Consider the following 17055-nt stretch of genomic DNA (forward strand, 5'->3'; position numbering starts at 1 on the left):
AGATCAAGGACTTTCATGCATCTGGGAATCGACTTCGGCACCAGCTATTCCGCCGCCGCCGCCATTCGCGAGGGACAGTTGCACAGCATCCGCTTCGGCGAGGCGCAGCAATTCCGCACCGCGGCGTTCTTTCCGGAAAACGTGCCGGACCCGAATGACTTCGTGCTGACCCCGGCACTGGAAGCTCAACTGGAGAGTCTGCTGCGCTCGGGCATGCGGCGCCAGGACGGACTGCGCATCGTGCGCCGGCAATGGATGGAAGAACAGTCGCGTCAGGGTGAAGCCGTCTCGGTCGGCAGCCTCAAGCATGCCCTGTTCGGCGATGCGGCCATCGAGGCCTACCTGCTGGAAGGTACCGGCCATCTGATCGAATCGCCGAAGTCGATGCTGGGCTACCGGCTGGATCCGCGGGTGCGCCAGACCATCGTCAGCATTGCCACCCACATTCTGGAACATATACGCCTGACCGCCAGCCGCCAGCTGGACACCGCGATCCGCAGCGCGGTGATCGGCCGGCCGGTGGAATTCCGCAGCTCGATGGGTGCAGACGGTGGTGAACAGGCGCTGGGCATTCTGCGCGAAGCGGCTACCCAGGCGGGCTTCGACAGCATCCGGTTCGTCGAGGAACCGGCCGCGGCAGCCATGCATTACCACCAGAGTCTGGACACTCGCCAGCGGGCCCTGATCGTGGATATCGGAGGCGGCACCACCGATGTGGCCTATGCCGAACTGGGCGGCGACGAGCCGGCCCGTATCCTGCGCAGCTGGGGCCTGGCCCGCGGCGGCACCGATCTGGACAGCGGCATCAGCCTGCGCCGGTTCATGCCCTTGATGGGGTCCGAAGTTCAGGCCATCCCGGCCCACCATTATGTCGCCGCCGCCAGCGTCCACAATCTGCCCAAGCAGCGCGAGTTCCGCCAACAGGATTACCGGCGCGTCGAGGCCCCCTACGGCCCGCGCCTGCGGGCCTTGCAGGAACTGGGCGCCACCACCCGCCTCAACCGCCGTGCCGAGGAGACCAAGATCGGGCTCAGTTCGGAGACCGAGCATGGCGTCCATCTCGGCTTTCTGGAACCTGGCCTGGATGCGCGCGTCGACACGACCGAATTTGCCGCCTCGGCGGAAGACTTTCTGGGCCGCATGCGGCGACTGCTTGAGCAGGTCAGCCAGGAATGGCCGGCCCCGCCGGCCAGCATCTTCCTGACCGGCGGCAGCTCGCGTTCACCCCTGCTGCAGCAACTGGTGGCCGGGCAGTTCCCCGGCATTCCGCTGGTCAAGGGCGACCCCTCGCTGGGCGTGGTCAGCGGCCTGGCGGCAGCCCCCGTGATCGCGGACTGAGCCTTGCTCACCCTGCAGCCGTGTCAGGACTTTCTGCGGCGTGAAAGCCTGCTGGTGGGCTTCGCCCTGCTGGCCGCGATACTGCAAGGCACAGACCCCGTTTCATGGGCACAGCTGGTTGCCTGGTCACGACCGCCGACCCTGGTCGGACTGCTGGGCCTGATGCTGGCGATCCAGGGCATTCGCGACAGCGGCCTGATTCCAGCCCTGGCCCACCGCCTGATCCGCGGCATTCCTTCACGGCGCGGCCTGGGCATGGCGCTGGTGCTGAGCAGTGCTTTGGCTTCCATGCTGCTGACCAACGATGTCAGCCTGTTCCTGCTGATCCCCCTCAGTCTGGTACTGGCCGGACCGACCGGCCTGCCAGTCTGGCGACTGGTCAGCCTGGAAGCGCTGGCCGTCAATGCGGGCTCCGCCCTGAGCCCGGTCGGCAATCCGCAGAACCTGCTGCTGTTGCAGCAGTCAGGCCTGAGTCTGGGCCGTTTCAGCCTGGGACTGCTGCCCTCGGGACTGGCGATGCTGACCCTGGTCATGGTCTTCAGTGGCTGCTGGCTGCCGGGCGGCCGGGTCCCGCCGATGCCGGCAGACATCGCACCTCAGGCAGTCCATCGCCCCATGGCCGGAAGCTCGCTGCTGGCCCTCGCCGGGATGGTGCTGAGCCTGGCCAGCGGCCATCCCGGCTGGGGTTGCGGGCTGATCCTGCTGGCGACACTGCTGCTGGCTCCGCGTCTGGCGATCCGGATCGACTGGCTGCTGCTGGCCAGCTTTCTCGCAATTTTTGTTGCCCTGGGTCATGCCGCGGCCCTGCCCCCGGTACATGCCCTGCTGGCCCGACTGGATCTGCAGCAACCGCTGACCCTGTACCTCAGCGGCATTGTCGCCTCCCAGCTGATCAGCAATGTGCCTGCCGCCGTGCTGTTGCTGAGCCGCCATCCTGACCCGACCGCACTGGCAGTGGCGGTCAATGTCGGTGGCTTCGGGTTCGGCATCGGCTCGATGGCCAATCTGATCGCCTGGCGGATCGCCGGGGTCAAGGGCGGTCTGGGCCGCTTCCACAAGGTCTCGATTCCCTTTCTGCTGGTCACCGCCCCCATCGTCTATGGCCTGCAGCAGGTGTGGCACCCGCACTAGACGGCCACGGCTCGATACCCGCCCGATGCCTCAGCGACTCGGCGGCACCGACACCTTGCCGCCGATGTCATGATGCCTGACCTCGCCAGAACCGACCGCGCGCACCACCAGATCGCCAGTGATCCGGTCGGCCGTCACATCGCCCGAGCCGATGCTGCCCACCTGAACATGGCCCTTCACGTCCTGGACATCGAGATCGCCGGAACCGATGCTCCCGACCTGTACCGCCCCACCCAGTCCGCGTAGACGGACATCACCTGACCCCACCTGACCGAGACTGAATCCCCCCGCCGCATCGGACACGACAAGGCTGCCGGAGCCGGCACTGCGCACATCGACCGCACCATGGATCGCCGTGGCCGTGAGATCGCCGGAACCCAGCTGACTGATATGCAAGGCCGCCACGTCACGGATCTGCAGGTTGCCGGAGCCGGCCGCGGCCGTGACCGGACCGTGGATGCCCCGGACCGAGGCATCGCCCGAGCCGGTGCTCAGGTCCAGCGGACCACCGAGATCGCTGATCGCCAGATCGCCCGAACCGCTGGTGATCTGCAACGCGCCCAGATGGCTGATCCGCACGTCACCGGATCCCGTATCTACCTTAAGCGCCACGCCGGCCGGCAGCGACAGCTGCAAGGTCTGATAGGCATAGTGGCGGCTGAAAAAGGACATGGACACATGAGGGCCGGACTTGCCGACCTGCAGCACCAACGTGCTGCCTTCACGATGCGGCGTTATCTTGAGACGGGCCAGACCATCTGCATCACTGGCACAGGCTTCGCCCTGCAGCTGCAGGCCGCTGCCCCCTTGATGACCGGTGAGATCGAGGTCGGTTTCCAGCTGGCGCAGCTCGACGACACGAATCCCGTCCAAATCCTGCTGCAGGGCAACCGGCGCATTGACGGCACAGGATCGGGAGGAGGCGAATGCCACCGGCAAGGCCAGTCCCAGCAGCGTGGCGGTGGCGAACAGCATGGTGCGCATGGTTTTACCCCTGTGGCTGATTGAATGAATATGAACCTGAGATGCCGCCGGCAGGCAAACGGTTGCAATCGAGGTCAACCAGCCCATCTATCGCACGTTTTCGCTATACGACACACCGTTGCCCGCGACCGAAGGAGAACAGGTTCCCATGATCCGCCCCCGACTGACACTTGCACTCTGCACGCTGGCGCTCGCCGTGGCCAGCACCGCCAGCCTGGCCCAAAATACAGCCGGGCCTGTCACAGCTCCCGCGCCGCGACCCGGCGTGCCGCACTTCGATCATCCCGGCTTCGGACCGCCCGGGTTCGAGCGCCAAGGCTTCGGCCCTGAATGGGGGGTGCTGCAGACGCTGAACGAACTGCAGAGGCTGTATGTCGAATCAGGGCGTGCCGGCGAGCTGCCCGCACTTTACAACGAAGTGCTGGGCAAGACCCGCAACCCCAGGCTACGGCAGGCGCTGTACCAGCGTCTGGCCCAGGCCCAGCTCCGCCCCACCCACGTCGATGCGGCTATCGCCACCTTGCGCAAAAGCCTGAATGAAAGCCTGGCCGATGAGGCCCGCATGGCGGCCGAGCACCGTCATCCCGGACCGCAGGGCCCGGCACTGCAGGCTCCGCCTCCGCCTCACCCCTGAGTTACAGATCAATCGTCTGTCGGCACCACGCCGGCAGACGAGGCCTGCGGCACCGACTGTTTGGCCTGCAGCCACAATGCCTGCAACTGCTCGCGCTCCAGTCCGGCAAGGCCTTCGGGCCGGTCGGCGCTGGCCTCCATCTGCCGGAAACGGGCCTCGAATTTTCGATTGGCTCCGCGCATGGCCCGGGCCAGATCAATGCCGCCATGACGGGCCAGACTGATCACCGCGAACAGCACATCGCCCAGCTCGTCCTCCAGCCGTGCGGAGGATGAGCCCTCGTCCAGCTCGGCGCGCACCTCGGCCACCTCTTCTTCCAGCTTGGCCATGGCCTGCTGCGGACTCTGCCAGTCGAAACCGACCCGCGCCGCTTTTTTCTGCAGCTTCTGTGCCCGCATCCAGCCAGGCATGCCATGGGATACCCCGGCCAGAGCGCTGCGATCAGCATGACTTCGACCCGGCTCCTGCGCTTTCAACGCCTCCCAGTCCGGCAAGGTCCGGCCATGACGCTCGGCATCAAAGACATGCGGATGACGCCGGACCATCTTGTCCGTGCTGGCACGACAGACATCCTCGAAACCGAAGTGCCCCGCCTCGCTGGCCAGCTGTGATTGCAGCACGACCTGGAACAGCAGATCACCGAGCTCGTCACGCAGCCCGGCCCAATCCTGACGATCGATGGCATCGACCACTTCATGGGCTTCTTCCAGGGTATAAGGCGCCAGACTGCCCAGCGTCTGGGCAAGATCCCAGGGGCAGCCGTGCCGTGGATCGCGCAATCGCCGCACGACCTGAAGCAGGGCATCGATATCAACGGGAGCCATCGGAGCGGTCATGGGTGTTTCCAGAAGCTGTTGGCGACCGAAGGCCGGATGCATCCGCCCCTCGGCCATGGTCGAGAGAGACGGGCAACGCGGGTGAGTCAGGCCTCGGCGCCGCGGATACGACGCAGGTTGCGCAGCCGGGCATCCCAGTCGACACCCCCATCGCCCACCGCGATGAATTCGGGATTGATCAGCGAGAGACCACGGTTGTAGCGCAGACGCTGCCCGGAAAGATCCAGCACCGCGCCACCGGCCTCTTCCAGTACGCATTGCGCGGCCGCCGTATCCCACTCCGAAGTGGCGCCCAGCCGCAGATAGATATCCGCCTGGCCATCCGCGATCAGGCAGAACTTCAGAGACGAGCCCATCGCCATGCTGGCATAACCGGCGCCGGCCACCTGCTCGAGTTCCGCCGGCTGCGCCCGCTCATAGGAGCGGCTGCCGGTCACTGTCGCAGGACGGGCCAAGGGGCGGCTGCGCAGAGGCATCCAGGAACCTTCCGGCCCCGACTGTGTCCAGGCGCCGAACCCACGCCCGGCCAGATACAAGGCTCCGGTCACCGGCGCCAGCACCACCCCCAGCAGCGGCTGGTGGTTCTCGATCAGGGCGATATTGACGGTGAACTCGCCATTGCGCTTGACGAACTCGCGCGTGCCGTCCAGCGGATCGACCAGCCAATAGCTGGACCAGTGCCGACGCTGCTCCCAGTCGGCATTGACTGCCTCTTCGGAGACTACCGGCAGGGCCGGCGCGATGGCCTGCAGGCCGGCCACGATCACGGTCTGGGCGGCCAGATCGGCCGCCGTCACCGGCGAATGATCGGCCTTTTCGTGAACCTCGAAAGGCCGGGCGTAGACCTCGAGTATCGCCGCCCCGGCCTGGCGGGCCAGCGCCGCCAGCAGCCGCAACCGGGGTTCGGCCGTCATCCAGTCGCTCATGATCGCTCCGGCCTGTAACGGCCTGCCAGATATTCGCGGGCAATAAACAGCGCGGCAATGCTGCGCCCTTCGGTGACATCGTCGCGGGCGATCAGCTCGTGCAGATCGGCCAGCTTCCAGGGCACCATTTCAAGCTCCTCCGGCTCATCACCCTCCAGCTGCTCGGGGTATAGGTCCTGAGCCAGCACCACATGGGCCTTGTAGGTCATATAGGCCGGCGACAGCGAGAGCTCATGCAGCACGGTCAGGCGGCGCGCGCCGAAACCCAGTTCCTCCTTCAGCTCGCGGTCGGCACCTTCGGCCGGGGTCTCCCCCGGCTCCAGCCGGCCCTTGGGAAGCCCCAGCAGATAGCGCTCTACCCCGACCGCATATTCCCGGGCGAGTATGACCGTCTCCGCATCGCGCATCGGCACGATGATGACCGCACCGTGGCCGCTGGCGCGCAGACGGTGGTAGACACGCCGCTCGCCGTTGGAGAACTCCAGATCCACCAGTTCGGTATCGGAGCGGGCATCAACGACTTCCAGAGGCCTGGTCGAATGAATGATCGGTAAGCTGGGCATGGATCGATTGTATCCGGTAATCTCCGTCAATGGCGGCCCGGGACAACGGCCGGCACGACTCAGCGCGCCCCCGACTGCAACTGTCGCAAGGCCAGACCATGCAGCACCGGCGTGCCCGCCAGCACGCTGCGGCTGTCCAGATCCAGAGCTCCGCCCCGCAGATCGGTGAACACGCCACCGGCTTCGCGCACGATGACCGCCAGCGCGGCAATATCAAGAATGCCGACATCGGATTCGATCACCAGATCCAGACTTCCACGCGCCAGCAGATGGTAATGACAGAAGTCGCCGTAACCCCGGATACGGTTGCACTGGCCAATCAGCTGTCCCAGCAGAGGCCATTGAGGTCCGGCCGCCAGCGACTTGATATTGCCGGTGGAGATGGAGGCGGCCGCCACGTTGTCGGTACTCGCCACCCGTACCCGCTGCCCATCCAGCCAGGCGCCCTGACCACGAACGGCCCACATGGTTTCGCCGTAGATCGGAGCTGAGGACACACCCAGCACCAGCTCGCCATCCAGCATCAGAGCGATCTGAGTGGAAAAGAAAGGTGTGCGTCGAACGAAACTCTTGGTGCCGTCCAGCGGATCGACCAGCCACAACGCCCGTCCGTCCGCACCCTGGCGGCCGAATTCCTCGCCATAGATGCCGGCCTCGGGCAGCGCCCGCTGCAGGATCGCGCGAATCGCCAGCTCGGCTTCGCGATCCGCCACCGTCACGGGGGTCTGGTCGTCTTTCAGCTCGATCTCGACGCCACGCTGCCAATGATGACGGATGATGTCTCCGGCGGCGGCGGCGGCCTCGCGAGCCGCGGCCAAGGCGTGAGCCAGTACGGCCTCGTCCATAAGCTGTTCCTTCATTGCAGATTGTCCAACATGCCACCGCTGCGGCGGATATCCACCATACCATGCTCGTCGGGCACGCCGAAGCCGGCCAGCCAGGCCGCCAGCGCCGGCTGATGCGCCCCCGCGGCGGCATCGACCTGGAAGCTCCAGCCCAGCGGATGGAGCCGCCCCTGGCCATGAACATGCAGCGGCCCGCCGCCATCATCCTCCAGCTCGGCCGTCATCACCCCCTGCTGGCTGCGGGCATGCAGCAGAAGATTGCCCAGCGCCAGCTTCTGACCCGATGCCGTCACGCCGGCATCGCGCCAGGCCAGCTGCGCCTCCAGTGTCATCGGCCAGCCATGCCACACCACCGCATGGGATATATCCAGATACCATTGACCGGCCACCGGCATGACCGGCAGCCCGAACCATTGGGCCAGTGCCGCGGGCGTGCTGCGCAACCGGACATGATCGATCACCAGCCGCGCATCGGCTTCACGCTGCAATTGCCCGGAAGCCGTGATCCGGGGACCGTTCAACTGCCAGTGCAGATCCGCGCGGCCCAGCAGAATGGACGGTGACAGCTGCCAGCGCAGACCGCCCAAGGGGAATCCGGCACGCGTGAGCACCTGTCCGGCCTGCCCTTTCCACACGGTGCCGCTGACCTGCTGCAACCGCAGCCCCGGCAAGCGCTCGCCATACCAGCCCAAGGCCCAGCTGGCGGGCAGAAAAGCCACCATCAGCAGCAGCATCAGGCTGATCACCAGGCCCCATACCATCAGATAACGAACCACGTTCAATACGCACCGCTCCATCGCGCCGCCACCCCGGCCGCAGACGCCCAATGTACCGCAGCCGGCCCCGAAACCCGCCATGGCGGCACCGTCGCGCCGGTGCCATCATCCTGCATCGATGGCTGCTGGATCCTTGTCCGTCAAGCCGACATCCCTCTCTGGAGCCTCCTCGTCTGCAACGGGACCTGACGCCGCAGTCGGAATGGTGCCGCTTGAGCCTGCAGGCCCGGACCGACGATGATAGGGCCATGAGCCAGCAAGCATTCCCCGAACCGATATCCAACCAGACTCTGGCCGAACGCGACCTGCGCCATGTCTGGCATCCCTGCACCCAGATGCAGGATCACGAGACCATCCCGCTGATCCCGATCACTCGCGGCGAAGGCGTATGGCTGCACGATGCCGACGGCCGTCGTTACATCGACGGTGTCAGCTCGTGGTGGACCAATATCTTCGGCCATGCCAATCCGACCATCAGTGCCGCCGTCAAACAGCAGCTGGATACCCTGGAGCATGTGATTTTCGCCGGCTTCACCCACGAGCCGGCGATTCGCCTGGCTGAGGAACTGGTCGCCATCACGCCACCGGGGCTGGACCGTGTGTTTTACGCCGACGTCGGCTCGGCCGCGGTGGAAGTGGCCCTGAAGATGAGCTTCCACTACTGGCTCAACCAGGGCCATGGCGAGAAAACCCAATTCATTGCCTTGGCCAACAGCTACCATGGCGAGACTTTGGGTGCCTTGTCGGTCAGTGATGTCGCCCTTTATCGCAAGACCTACGGCCCGTTGCTGCTGAACTCGCTGATCGCGCCTTCGCCGGATGCCTATCTGGGCGAGGCCGGCGAAACGGCCGAAGCCACCGCCCAGCGGGCGCTGGAAGGCATGAAGGTCCTGCTGGAGCAGCATGCCGATACCACCTGCGCAGTGATCATCGAGCCGCTGGTGCAATGCGCCGGCAGCATGCGGATGTATCACCCCAGCTATATCAGCGGCCTGCGCCAGCTGTGCGACGAATACAAGGTGCACCTGATCGCCGACGAGATTGCGGTCGGCTTCGGTCGTACCGGCACCCTGTTCGCCTGCGAGCAGGCCGCGGTCCGACCGGACTTCATGTGCCTGTCCAAGGGACTGACCGGCGGCTATCTGCCACTGGCCGCGGTCATGACCTCGGACCATGTGTACCAGGCCTTTTATGCCGAACACCACCGCGGCCGGGCCTTTCTGCACTCGCACAGCTATACCGGCAACCCGCTGGCCTGCACCGCCGCTCTGGCCACTCTGGGATTGTTCCGCGACCAGCCGGTACTGGAGCGCAACCGCGAGCTGGCCGCTCGTCTGGCTCGTCGCCTGGAGCCTCTGCGCGATCACCCTCACGTTGCAGACATCCGCCAGCACGGCATGATCGCCGCGGTGGAGATGGTCGCCGACAAGCGCACGCGCACGCCGTTCCCGAGCACCGACCGGCGCGGCCTGCGGGTTTTCCAATACGGCCTGCAACATGAAGCCTTGCTGCGCCCGCTGGGTGACGTGGTGTATTTCATGCCACCCTATGTGATCAGCGACGACGAGCTCGATCATCTGGTCGATGCAGCCATCCGCGGCATCGACGTCGCCTGCGCATGACCCGGCTCCCGCCGCACCGTTGCGGCGGGTCATCCCGGCCGGCAATGGCCGCACTTGCTATGCTGGCCAGCCCCGGCCCTGTTGATTGAATTTCCATGCGCACGATCCGAATCCATATCGACTCTCCGCTCAGCGAACACGGCAGCACCGTGCTGGAAGGCCAGCCCGCCGAACATCTGGTCCGCGTGCTGCGGCAGGATGTCGGTGCCCAGGTGGTGCTGTTCAACGGCGACGGGCATGACTATGCAGCGACCATCACCGCCGTCGAGCGACGTCAGGTGCAATTGCAGATCGCGACCCGCCACTCGCCCGGCAATGAATCACCGCTGCGACTGACCCTGGCTCAGGGCATCGCCCGCGGCGAAAAGATGGATCTGATCATCCAGAAAGCCTGCGAACTGGGGATCGCTGAAATCGTGCCGCTGCATACCGAGCGCAGCGAAGTGAGGCTGGACGAAAAGCGCAGCGCCAAGCGCCTTGAACATTGGCAAGCGGTCGCCATCAGCGCGGCTGAACAGTCTGGTCGCGCCATGGTGCCCGTGATCCACCCCGCCCGCCCGCTGGCCGTATGGCTGGACAGCCTGCCGGCCGAAGGTCCGCTGCGGCTCAGCCTGTCGCCTGACGGCGAACAGCGGTTGCGCCAGCTGCAACTGCCCGCCAGCGGCGCCATGCTGATGGTCGGCCCCGAAGGCGGCCTGGGCGAGCGCGATCTGGAAGCTCTGGACGGCAAGGGCTTCCAGCGCCTGCAGCTGGGGCCGCGCATTCTGCGCACCGAAACCGCCGGTCTGGCCGCCGCCGCGGCCTTGCAGGCGGTCCACGGCGATTTCTGAACTGATTCCATGACAGCATGATGCGCTTGCCGCCCTGCCCAGGGTCGGCGAACATGCGCTACTGATTCTGCCGGGTCCTGCACCCGGCCGCCTGAAGGTCGGCCCCTGGCCCACCAGGAGATATCCCGTGACCCGTTCGCTTGCGATCCTGATGGATCCCGTCGAGAAAATCAAAATCGCCAAGGACACCAGCTTCGCCATGCTGCTGGAGGCTCAACGCCGGGGCTGGCAGGTCCATTACCTGCAGCAGGGCGACCTGGAGCTGCGCGACGGCCACCCCTGGGGCCGACTCAGCCCGCTGCGGGTATTCGATGATGCCGGCCACTGGTTCGAACGCGGCGAAGCCCGCTGGACCGACCTGCGCACGCTCGACGTGGTGCTGATGCGCAAGGATCCGCCGGTCGACGCGCAGTTCATCTACGACACCATGGTGCTGGAACTGGCCGAGCAGGCCGGCGTGGAGGTGATCAACCGCCCCGCCTCGCTGCGCGACTGCAACGAAAAACTCTATGCCCTGCAGTTTCCGCAGTGCATCGCCCCCACTCTGGTCAGTCGCTCGCAAAGCCAGCTGCGCGCTTTTGTGGAGAGCCATGGCGAGGCGGTACTGAAGCCGCTGGACGGCATGGGCGGCCGCGGCATCTTCAGGGTCAAGGCCGGCGACCCCAATCTCAACTCCATGCTGGAAACCCTGCTGCATGACGGACTGCAGTTCACTCTGGCCCAGAAGTTCATTCCCGCCATCGTACAAGGCGACAAGCGCATTCTGCTGATCGACGGCGAGCCGGTGCCCTATGCCCTGGCCCGGATTCCGCAGGGCAGCGAGTTTCGCGGCAACCTGGCGGCCGGCGGTCGCGGTGAGGGTGTGCCGCTCAACGAGCGTGATCGCTGGATCGCCGCCCAGGTGGCGCCGGAACTGCGTCGCCGCGGCCTGCGGTTTGTCGGTCTGGACGTCATTGGCGACTATCTGACCGAGATCAATGTCACCTCGCCGACCTGCGTGCGCGAGCTGGACCAGCAGTTCGGCCTGAATATCGCGGGTCAGCTGTTCGATGCCGTCGAGCAAGGCCGGCCGTGAATGCCGACGCTGCCGGTACCGCGACGGCGAAGAGCGGCACGCCCTTCCGCCGTCGCGCACCGGACCTGCTGGGCGCCTGCATCCTGCTGTCGCTGATCGTCCATGCCCTGTTGCTGCTGGGCCTGAGCTTCCGGCATCCGCCGGCACCGCCCGCTACCCCGAGCATGGACATCACCCTGTTGCAGGCCAGCAATACGCAGGCACCCGCCCAGGCCGACTTTCTGGCCCAGGCGGCCAATCGCGGCGGCGGCAATGACGATCGCGTCGGCAAGCCCTCCGAGCCTGTGGCCGGGCTGTTGCCCACGCCGGACCAGGGCGTCGCGCCACAGCCGATGCAGGCCTCACTGGCCCGCCCGCAGGACGATATCAAGCAACAACGACTGACCACCACCGCCGACAGTCCCGATATGGCCGACGACACACCCAGCCATACTCTCCACGACACCCCGGATGCCACCGCCGACGAGACCCGGCAGGCTCAGGAAATGGCGAGTCTGGCCGCCGAGCTGAATGCTCGCAGCGAGGCTTATGCCAAGCGCCCGCGCAAGAAATTCATTTCGGCCAACACCCGCGAGTACGCCTATGCCGCCTATATGCACCACTGGGTCCGACGGATCGAGCGCAGCGGCAACCTGAACTACCCCGAGGTGGCGCGGTCACGGCATCTGCATGGCGAGCTGATTCTCAGCGTCGGCCTGCGTCGCAATGGCGAGGTGGCCAGCATCGACGTGATCCAGTCGTCAGGCCACCCCGAACTCGATCAGGCTGCCCGGCGCATCGTCAAGCAGGCAGCGCCCTATCCGCCCCTGCCCACCACCCGACATCCGATCGACCTGCTTTACATCACACGGACCTGGCAGTTCCTGCCCGGCGATCGCCTCGACGCCCGGTAATCATTGGTCTCCGGGCAATACGGCGTCTGTCCTGCGTTCACTGCGCGACGGCAGCAGATGACCGGCCGCGTCATAACGGAGCACGATCATCCAGTCGAAGACCTCCGCCGGCCAGCGCCCCGCAGGCAACAGGCTGGCCGGATCCGCCCCCAGCACCGTCAGCAGCTGCGGCATGGCGCCATGGTGCCAGCAGATCAGGATCTGCCGCCCGCCCGGATGGGCCCGCAGCTCCGCCGCCAGCGCGGACTCAGCGCCCTCCGGGAAGCGATCATCCTCGGCAAGCCCCAGCGCCTGCGACAATGGAGCCAGCGTCAGGGTCTCGCGCCGGGAGTGGCGACTGTCCCGACTGGCAAGCAGATGCTGTGGCTGCCAGACCTCCCCATCCAGCGACAAAGCCGCGAATTCACGGGCATAGGCTCTTGCACGCGCCTGCCCCCGCGCCGACAGCCCCGTGCCATGCGCAGGCTTCTCGCCATGCCGGATGATGATCACGGTGGCATCGGCGAGTCCGGACTCGGCCGCCGCCACCGGCGCCGTCAGCCATACCGTCACCAGCAGTCCAAGGCCACCCAGCCACTTGCCGGCCGTGTTCCGCATCACTTCGCCTCCTTCGTCATCATCCCGCCCTATCCCAGTATGCGGAAGCCAGGAAATTCCGCACCCTCCGATGGTTGTCCATCGCCGAGTCGAGCACAAAGATGACAGCTTTGCTTACAATGGCCGCATGACATTTCCCGAGTCCGCCACTTTGGCCGGTCAGTTTCTGATCGCCATGCCCAATCTTGACGACCCTTCGTTCAACCGCGGGGTCACCCTGGTCTGCCAGCACAACGAGGAGGGCGCACTGGGGCTGCTGATCAACCGCCAGTCCGAATACAGCCTCGCCGACATCCTCGAACAGATGCAACTGGAGTATCAGGCCCCTGAACTGGCCGACGTACCCGTGCTGATCGGCGGTCCGCTGCAGCAGGAACGCGGATTCGTGCTGCACGAAGAACCCGGCTACTGGGAAGCCAGCTATCGCGTCAACCAGACGTGGTCGGTTACCACCTCGCGTGACATCCTGGTAGCCATCGCCGCCGGCCAAGGGCCGGCCAAGGCCTTGCTGGTACTGGGCTATGCGGGCTGGGATGCCGGCCAGCTGGAGCAGGAACTGAAGGACAATGCCTGGCTGACCGCCGAAGCCAGTCACCAGGTCGTCTTCGACACGCCACTGGATCGTCGCTGGACCGCCGCCGCCGATCTGGTCGGAGTCGACGTCAACCGGTTGACGGCCTATCCGGGGCATGCATGAGCTGCATTTTCGGCTTTGATGTCGGCAGCCGCCGCAGCGGCGTGGCCATCGGCAACACCTTTACCGGCACCGCCCGCAATCTGGCCGTACTGGGCATGGATCAGGGCCAGCCGGAATGGGCCAGGCTGGATGCCTTGCGCCGCGAATGGCTGCCGGACACCTTGGTGGTCGGCCTGCCCCTGACCCTGGACGGCGAAGAACAACCGGCCAGCAAACGGGCCCGTCGCTTTGCCGAAGCGTTGCAGCAACGCTACCGATTGCCGGTGTATCTGGTCGATGAACGCCACAGTTCGCAGGAAGCCGCCCAGCGTTTCGCCCAGGCCCGCGCTTCGGGATTGCGGCGCCGCAACCATGCCGAACAACTGGATGCCGATGCGGCCGCCGTGATTCTTGAACGCTGGCTGCTGGCCGGCCCCGAAGATCGCCTCGCCCTGCCGGAGCCCCGGTCTTGACCCTCTTTTTTTCCATCTCAGGTCCGTCGCCCCTATGACCCAACGTCTGCGCCATCTCACCTCGCTTGCACCACTGGCCCGCCCGACCATCGAGCGACTGCTGGACCGCGCCGAGTCCATGCGCGAGGCCTGCGCGCATGGCACCCGCAAGCTGGACCTGCTGGCCGGCCGCACCATCCTGAATCTGTTCTTCGAACCCTCGACCCGTACCCGCACCTCGTTCGAGCTGGCAGCAAGGCGACTGGGTGCCGATGTCATCAATTTCGACATCGGTTTCTCGTCCACCGCCAAGGGCGAAGAGCTGTTTGACACCCTGCACACCCTCGAAGCCATGCATCTGGACGCGATCATCGTCCGCCACAAGCAGTCAGGCACCCCCGAGGAGCTGGTACGCCACGCCATGAGCGGCGTCTCGGTAGTCAATGCCGGAGACGGCAACCATGCCCACCCGACCCAGGGCCTGCTGGATGCCTTGACCATTCGCCAGCATCTGCCGGACCTGTCCAAACTCTCGGTGGTGATCTGCGGTGACGTCAAGCATTCCCGCGTCGCCCGCTCGGATGTCCACGCGCTGTCCACTCTGGGCGTGCGTGATCTGCGCCTGTGCGGCCCGGCCAGCCTGCTGCCGCCGGCCGAGGAACTCCCGCAGTGCCGGCTGTTCAGTGATTTCGACCAGGCCATCGAAGGCGCCAACGTCGTCATCATGCTGCGACTGCAGAAAGAACGCATGCAGACCATCGACTTTCCGGACGAAGCAGCGTATTTCCATGCCTATGGTCTGGACAAGCGACGGTTGGCACTCGCGGCACCGCGCGCCCTGGTCATGCACCCGGGACCGATCAACCGGGGCATCGAGATTGCCTCGGAGATCGCGGACGGCGTGCAGTCACGTATTCTGGAACAGGTCAGCAACGGCGTCTTCGTCCGCATGGCGGTACTGGCCGAAGTACTGGGCCGCTGATCGCAGGCAGGTGGCTCTGGCGACGCCAGAGCCGGCCGCATGCGGGGCAGGCATCACGCGCCGGGCTCACCCCCGGCATCATGTATCGACAGGGGTTTCTATGCGATCGACAACAAGCTACCTCGCGCTGGCCCTGGTCAGTGTGTGGCTGGCCGGCTGCAGCCACCGCCGCACTGACACCCCCCTGGCCTATGTGCCGGACGATACCCCGTATGTCCTGACCAATCTCAAGCCACTGGATGACGACACCCGCGAAGCCCTGCTCGCACGCGCCGATGCAGCCCTGCCCGGCCAACTGGAACAGTTGCGGGCGATGTTGCCCGGACTGGACAGCGCCTCACCGCAGCAAGCCGGACTGCTGGACCTGCTCAGCCGCCAGGTGCAGGGCAAGTCCATCGAACGCTTCAGCCAGGAAGTGGGCGTCGATCTGCAGGGCAAAATCGTGCTGTACGGCCTGGGTCTGTCACCGGTGCTGCGCCTGCCTCTGCGCGATCCTCGCGCATTCAGCCAGTTCATGGCCCAGTTGCAGAGCGCCTATGGCCAGCCCATTCCCGGCTCCAGCCTCGACGGCCAGGCTTATCACCTGATCGACCTGGGCCACAGCGGCACCCAACTGCTGGTCGCCCTGCGCCACGATCAGGCCATTCTGGCCATTCTGCCGCAGACAGCGGATGCCAAGCTGCTCGGACAGGCACTGGGCCTGCGCACGCCCAGCCATTCACTGTGGGACAGCCGCAGCCTCAGCGACCTCGCAAAGGCCAAGGGCTATCACACCCAGATCCTGGCACGCCTTGACACCCATCGGCTGCTGGGCCTGATCGCCGGCGGCCATGATCCGCTGCTGCGGGCCCTGCTCACGGTGCAGGCCGGACCCGAATCTCGCCAAACCGGCGAACCAGTCGACCGCCTGATCAGCATCCCTCCCAGTTGTGGCAACGATGCCCGCCGGATCGCGGACCGGATTCCGCAGATCAGCTTCGGCTACACCCGACTGGATGCCCATCATCAGGATGTCCGCTGGGATATCGGACTGGCCGACGACATCACGCAGACTTTCACCAACCTGCCCCCCGACCTGCCCGGACTGGGGGCCGACGCCAAGGCAGCGTTCGACCTCCAGGCAGCCGTACCGGTTGCCGAGGTCCGCAATTTTCTTCAGCAACAGGTGGACGCAGTGACAGCCACCCCCTTTACCTGCCCGACCGTGGCCGATCTCAATACGCTGGCCAAGCGCCTGGCCATCCTGATTCAGCAGCTGGGCGTACCACCCATCGGCCAATTGCGGGGTCTGCGCCTGGTACTTGACCGTTTTGACAGCAGACAGCCCGGACTGGCCGGACTCAGCGGCCGGGCGATCATTGGCTCGCAAATGCCGGACAGTCTGATTTCCACCGCCCAGCTGTTCATCCCGTCGACCAGCAGTCTGCGGATCCAGACCGACAGTCATCCCGTCAGTCTGCCGGATGATCTGCTGGCCCCGATGGGACAACCTGGCTGGATCGCTGCCAGCAGCAAGGCCGTGGCCATCGGCATCGGCGCAGGAGAAAACAGTCAGCTGCCTGCCGACCTGATCGCGCCCACCAGCAAAGATCCCATCCTCGGCTCGATCCACCTGAGCGGCGCCATGTATCGCAACTGGGTCCAACTGGCCGAACTGCGGGCCGCCCAAAGCCGGGAAGCCATGCCGGATGCATCGGCAGGCGAACACGGCGGTTCGAGCATGTCGATCTCGGCGCTGGCCGCCAGCTCACAGGCACAGATCGCCTCGATGCGTGCCCAGGCCGACCGCATCGATCACTTCGATGCGCGCTGGTGGATGGAACCGACCGGCCTGGTGATCAGCAACCAGATCACCCTGCATTGAAAGACAGGGCACCCACGAGCCAGTGACGCCC

18 protein-coding genes are annotated in these 17055 nt (G+C 65.7%); 11 read left to right on the plus strand and 7 right to left on the minus strand.

Features of this window, described 5'->3' with window-relative positions:
- The first annotated feature begins 15 nt into the window (after positions 1–15).
- Both FRAAU_RS11435 and FRAAU_RS11440 read left to right on the plus strand, forming a co-directional pair.
- Positions 16–1338, plus strand: a complete 1323-nt coding sequence (locus FRAAU_RS11435) for an Hsp70 family protein (RefSeq protein ID WP_014403683.1) — start codon at positions 16–18, stop codon at positions 1336–1338.
- 3 nt (positions 1339–1341) lie between these two features.
- Positions 1342–2469, plus strand: a complete 1128-nt coding sequence (locus FRAAU_RS11440) for an SLC13 family permease (RefSeq protein WP_014403684.1) — start codon at positions 1342–1344, stop codon at positions 2467–2469.
- Positions 2470–2499: 30 nt separating this feature from the next.
- Here FRAAU_RS11440 and FRAAU_RS11445 read toward each other — a convergent pair whose 3' ends face one another.
- Positions 2500–3453: a DUF4097 family beta strand repeat-containing protein gene (locus tag FRAAU_RS11445; RefSeq protein WP_014403685.1), complete on the minus strand. Its 954-nt coding sequence runs from the start codon at positions 3451–3453 to the stop codon at positions 2500–2502.
- Between the two features lie 148 nt (positions 3454–3601).
- Here FRAAU_RS11445 and FRAAU_RS11450 point away from each other — a divergent pair, with 148 nt between their 5' ends.
- Entirely contained in the window at positions 3602–4087 is a 486-nt protein-coding gene (locus FRAAU_RS11450) for a YfgM family protein (protein WP_014403686.1), read from the plus strand.
- 8 nt (positions 4088–4095) lie between these two features.
- On the opposite strand, the gene mazG is transcribed toward FRAAU_RS11450, so the two are convergent.
- The 5 genes from mazG to FRAAU_RS11475 all read right to left on the minus strand — a co-directional run bounded on the left by mazG (position 4096) and on the right by FRAAU_RS11475 (position 8114).
- Positions 4096–4923 (minus strand): nucleoside triphosphate pyrophosphohydrolase, encoded by an 828-nt coding sequence (gene mazG / locus FRAAU_RS11455; RefSeq protein ID WP_156803410.1) that lies wholly within the window; start codon positions 4921–4923, stop codon positions 4096–4098.
- Between the two features lie 86 nt (positions 4924–5009).
- Positions 5010–5849, minus strand: coding sequence for a 3'(2'),5'-bisphosphate nucleotidase CysQ (gene cysQ, locus FRAAU_RS11460; RefSeq protein ID WP_014403688.1), 840 nt, complete (start codon positions 5847–5849; stop codon positions 5010–5012).
- Positions 5846–6412 carry an ADP compounds hydrolase NudE gene (gene nudE, locus FRAAU_RS11465; RefSeq protein ID WP_014403689.1) on the minus strand — a complete coding sequence of 189 codons (567 nt, stop codon included), beginning with the start codon at positions 6410–6412 and terminating at the stop codon, positions 5846–5848. The genes cysQ and nudE overlap by 4 nt, the downstream gene beginning before the upstream one ends.
- Before the next feature lie 59 nt (positions 6413–6471).
- Entirely contained in the window at positions 6472–7257 is a 786-nt protein-coding gene (locus FRAAU_RS11470) for an inositol monophosphatase family protein (RefSeq protein WP_014403690.1), read from the minus strand.
- 11 nt (positions 7258–7268) lie between these two features.
- Positions 7269–8114: a type II secretion system protein N gene (locus tag FRAAU_RS11475; protein WP_052317893.1), complete on the minus strand. Its 846-nt coding sequence runs from the start codon at positions 8112–8114 to the stop codon at positions 7269–7271.
- A gap of 167 nt (positions 8115–8281) precedes the next feature.
- Here FRAAU_RS11475 and FRAAU_RS11480 point away from each other — a divergent pair, with 167 nt between their 5' ends.
- The 4 genes from FRAAU_RS11480 (at position 8282) to FRAAU_RS11495 (ending at position 12453) form a co-directional block, all read left to right on the plus strand.
- Positions 8282–9655 carry an adenosylmethionine--8-amino-7-oxononanoate transaminase gene (locus tag FRAAU_RS11480; protein WP_041270552.1) on the plus strand — a complete coding sequence of 458 codons (1374 nt, stop codon included), beginning with the start codon at positions 8282–8284 and terminating at the stop codon, positions 9653–9655.
- Between the two features lie 95 nt (positions 9656–9750).
- Positions 9751–10485 carry a 16S rRNA (uracil(1498)-N(3))-methyltransferase gene (locus tag FRAAU_RS11485; protein ID WP_014403693.1) on the plus strand — a complete coding sequence of 245 codons (735 nt, stop codon included), beginning with the start codon at positions 9751–9753 and terminating at the stop codon, positions 10483–10485.
- A gap of 127 nt (positions 10486–10612) precedes the next feature.
- Complete coding sequence (gene gshB, locus FRAAU_RS11490; protein ID WP_014403694.1) at positions 10613–11560, plus strand: glutathione synthase; 948 nt, start codon at positions 10613–10615, stop codon at positions 11558–11560.
- The gene (locus FRAAU_RS11495; protein WP_014403695.1) at positions 11557–12453 is read left to right on the plus strand and encodes an energy transducer TonB; all 897 of its coding nucleotides are present in this window, start codon (positions 11557–11559) and stop codon (positions 12451–12453) included. Before gshB ends, FRAAU_RS11495 begins: the two co-directional genes overlap by 4 nt.
- Here FRAAU_RS11495 and FRAAU_RS11500 read toward each other — a convergent pair whose 3' ends face one another.
- Positions 12454–13050 (minus strand): hypothetical protein, encoded by a 597-nt coding sequence (locus tag FRAAU_RS11500; RefSeq protein ID WP_014403696.1) that lies wholly within the window; start codon positions 13048–13050, stop codon positions 12454–12456.
- Between the two features lie 127 nt (positions 13051–13177).
- Here FRAAU_RS11500 and FRAAU_RS11505 point away from each other — a divergent pair, with 127 nt between their 5' ends.
- The 4 genes from FRAAU_RS11505 to FRAAU_RS11520 all read left to right on the plus strand — a co-directional run bounded on the left by FRAAU_RS11505 (position 13178) and on the right by FRAAU_RS11520 (position 17024).
- Positions 13178–13747, plus strand: a complete 570-nt coding sequence (locus FRAAU_RS11505; RefSeq protein WP_041271096.1) for a YqgE/AlgH family protein — start codon at positions 13178–13180, stop codon at positions 13745–13747.
- Positions 13744–14199, plus strand: coding sequence for a Holliday junction resolvase RuvX (gene ruvX, locus FRAAU_RS11510; RefSeq protein WP_014403698.1), 456 nt, complete (start codon positions 13744–13746; stop codon positions 14197–14199). The genes FRAAU_RS11505 and ruvX overlap by 4 nt, the downstream gene beginning before the upstream one ends.
- 34 nt (positions 14200–14233) lie before the next feature.
- Complete coding sequence (locus FRAAU_RS11515; protein WP_014403699.1) at positions 14234–15160, plus strand: aspartate carbamoyltransferase catalytic subunit; 927 nt, start codon at positions 14234–14236, stop codon at positions 15158–15160.
- 100 nt (positions 15161–15260) lie between these two features.
- Positions 15261–17024, plus strand: coding sequence for a hypothetical protein (locus tag FRAAU_RS11520; protein ID WP_014403700.1), 1764 nt, complete (start codon positions 15261–15263; stop codon positions 17022–17024).
- Positions 17025–17055: the final 31 nt, after the last annotated feature.

The organism is Frateuria aurantia DSM 6220, assembly GCF_000242255.2.
Classification (GTDB): Bacteria; Pseudomonadota; Gammaproteobacteria; order Xanthomonadales; family Rhodanobacteraceae; genus Frateuria; species Frateuria aurantia.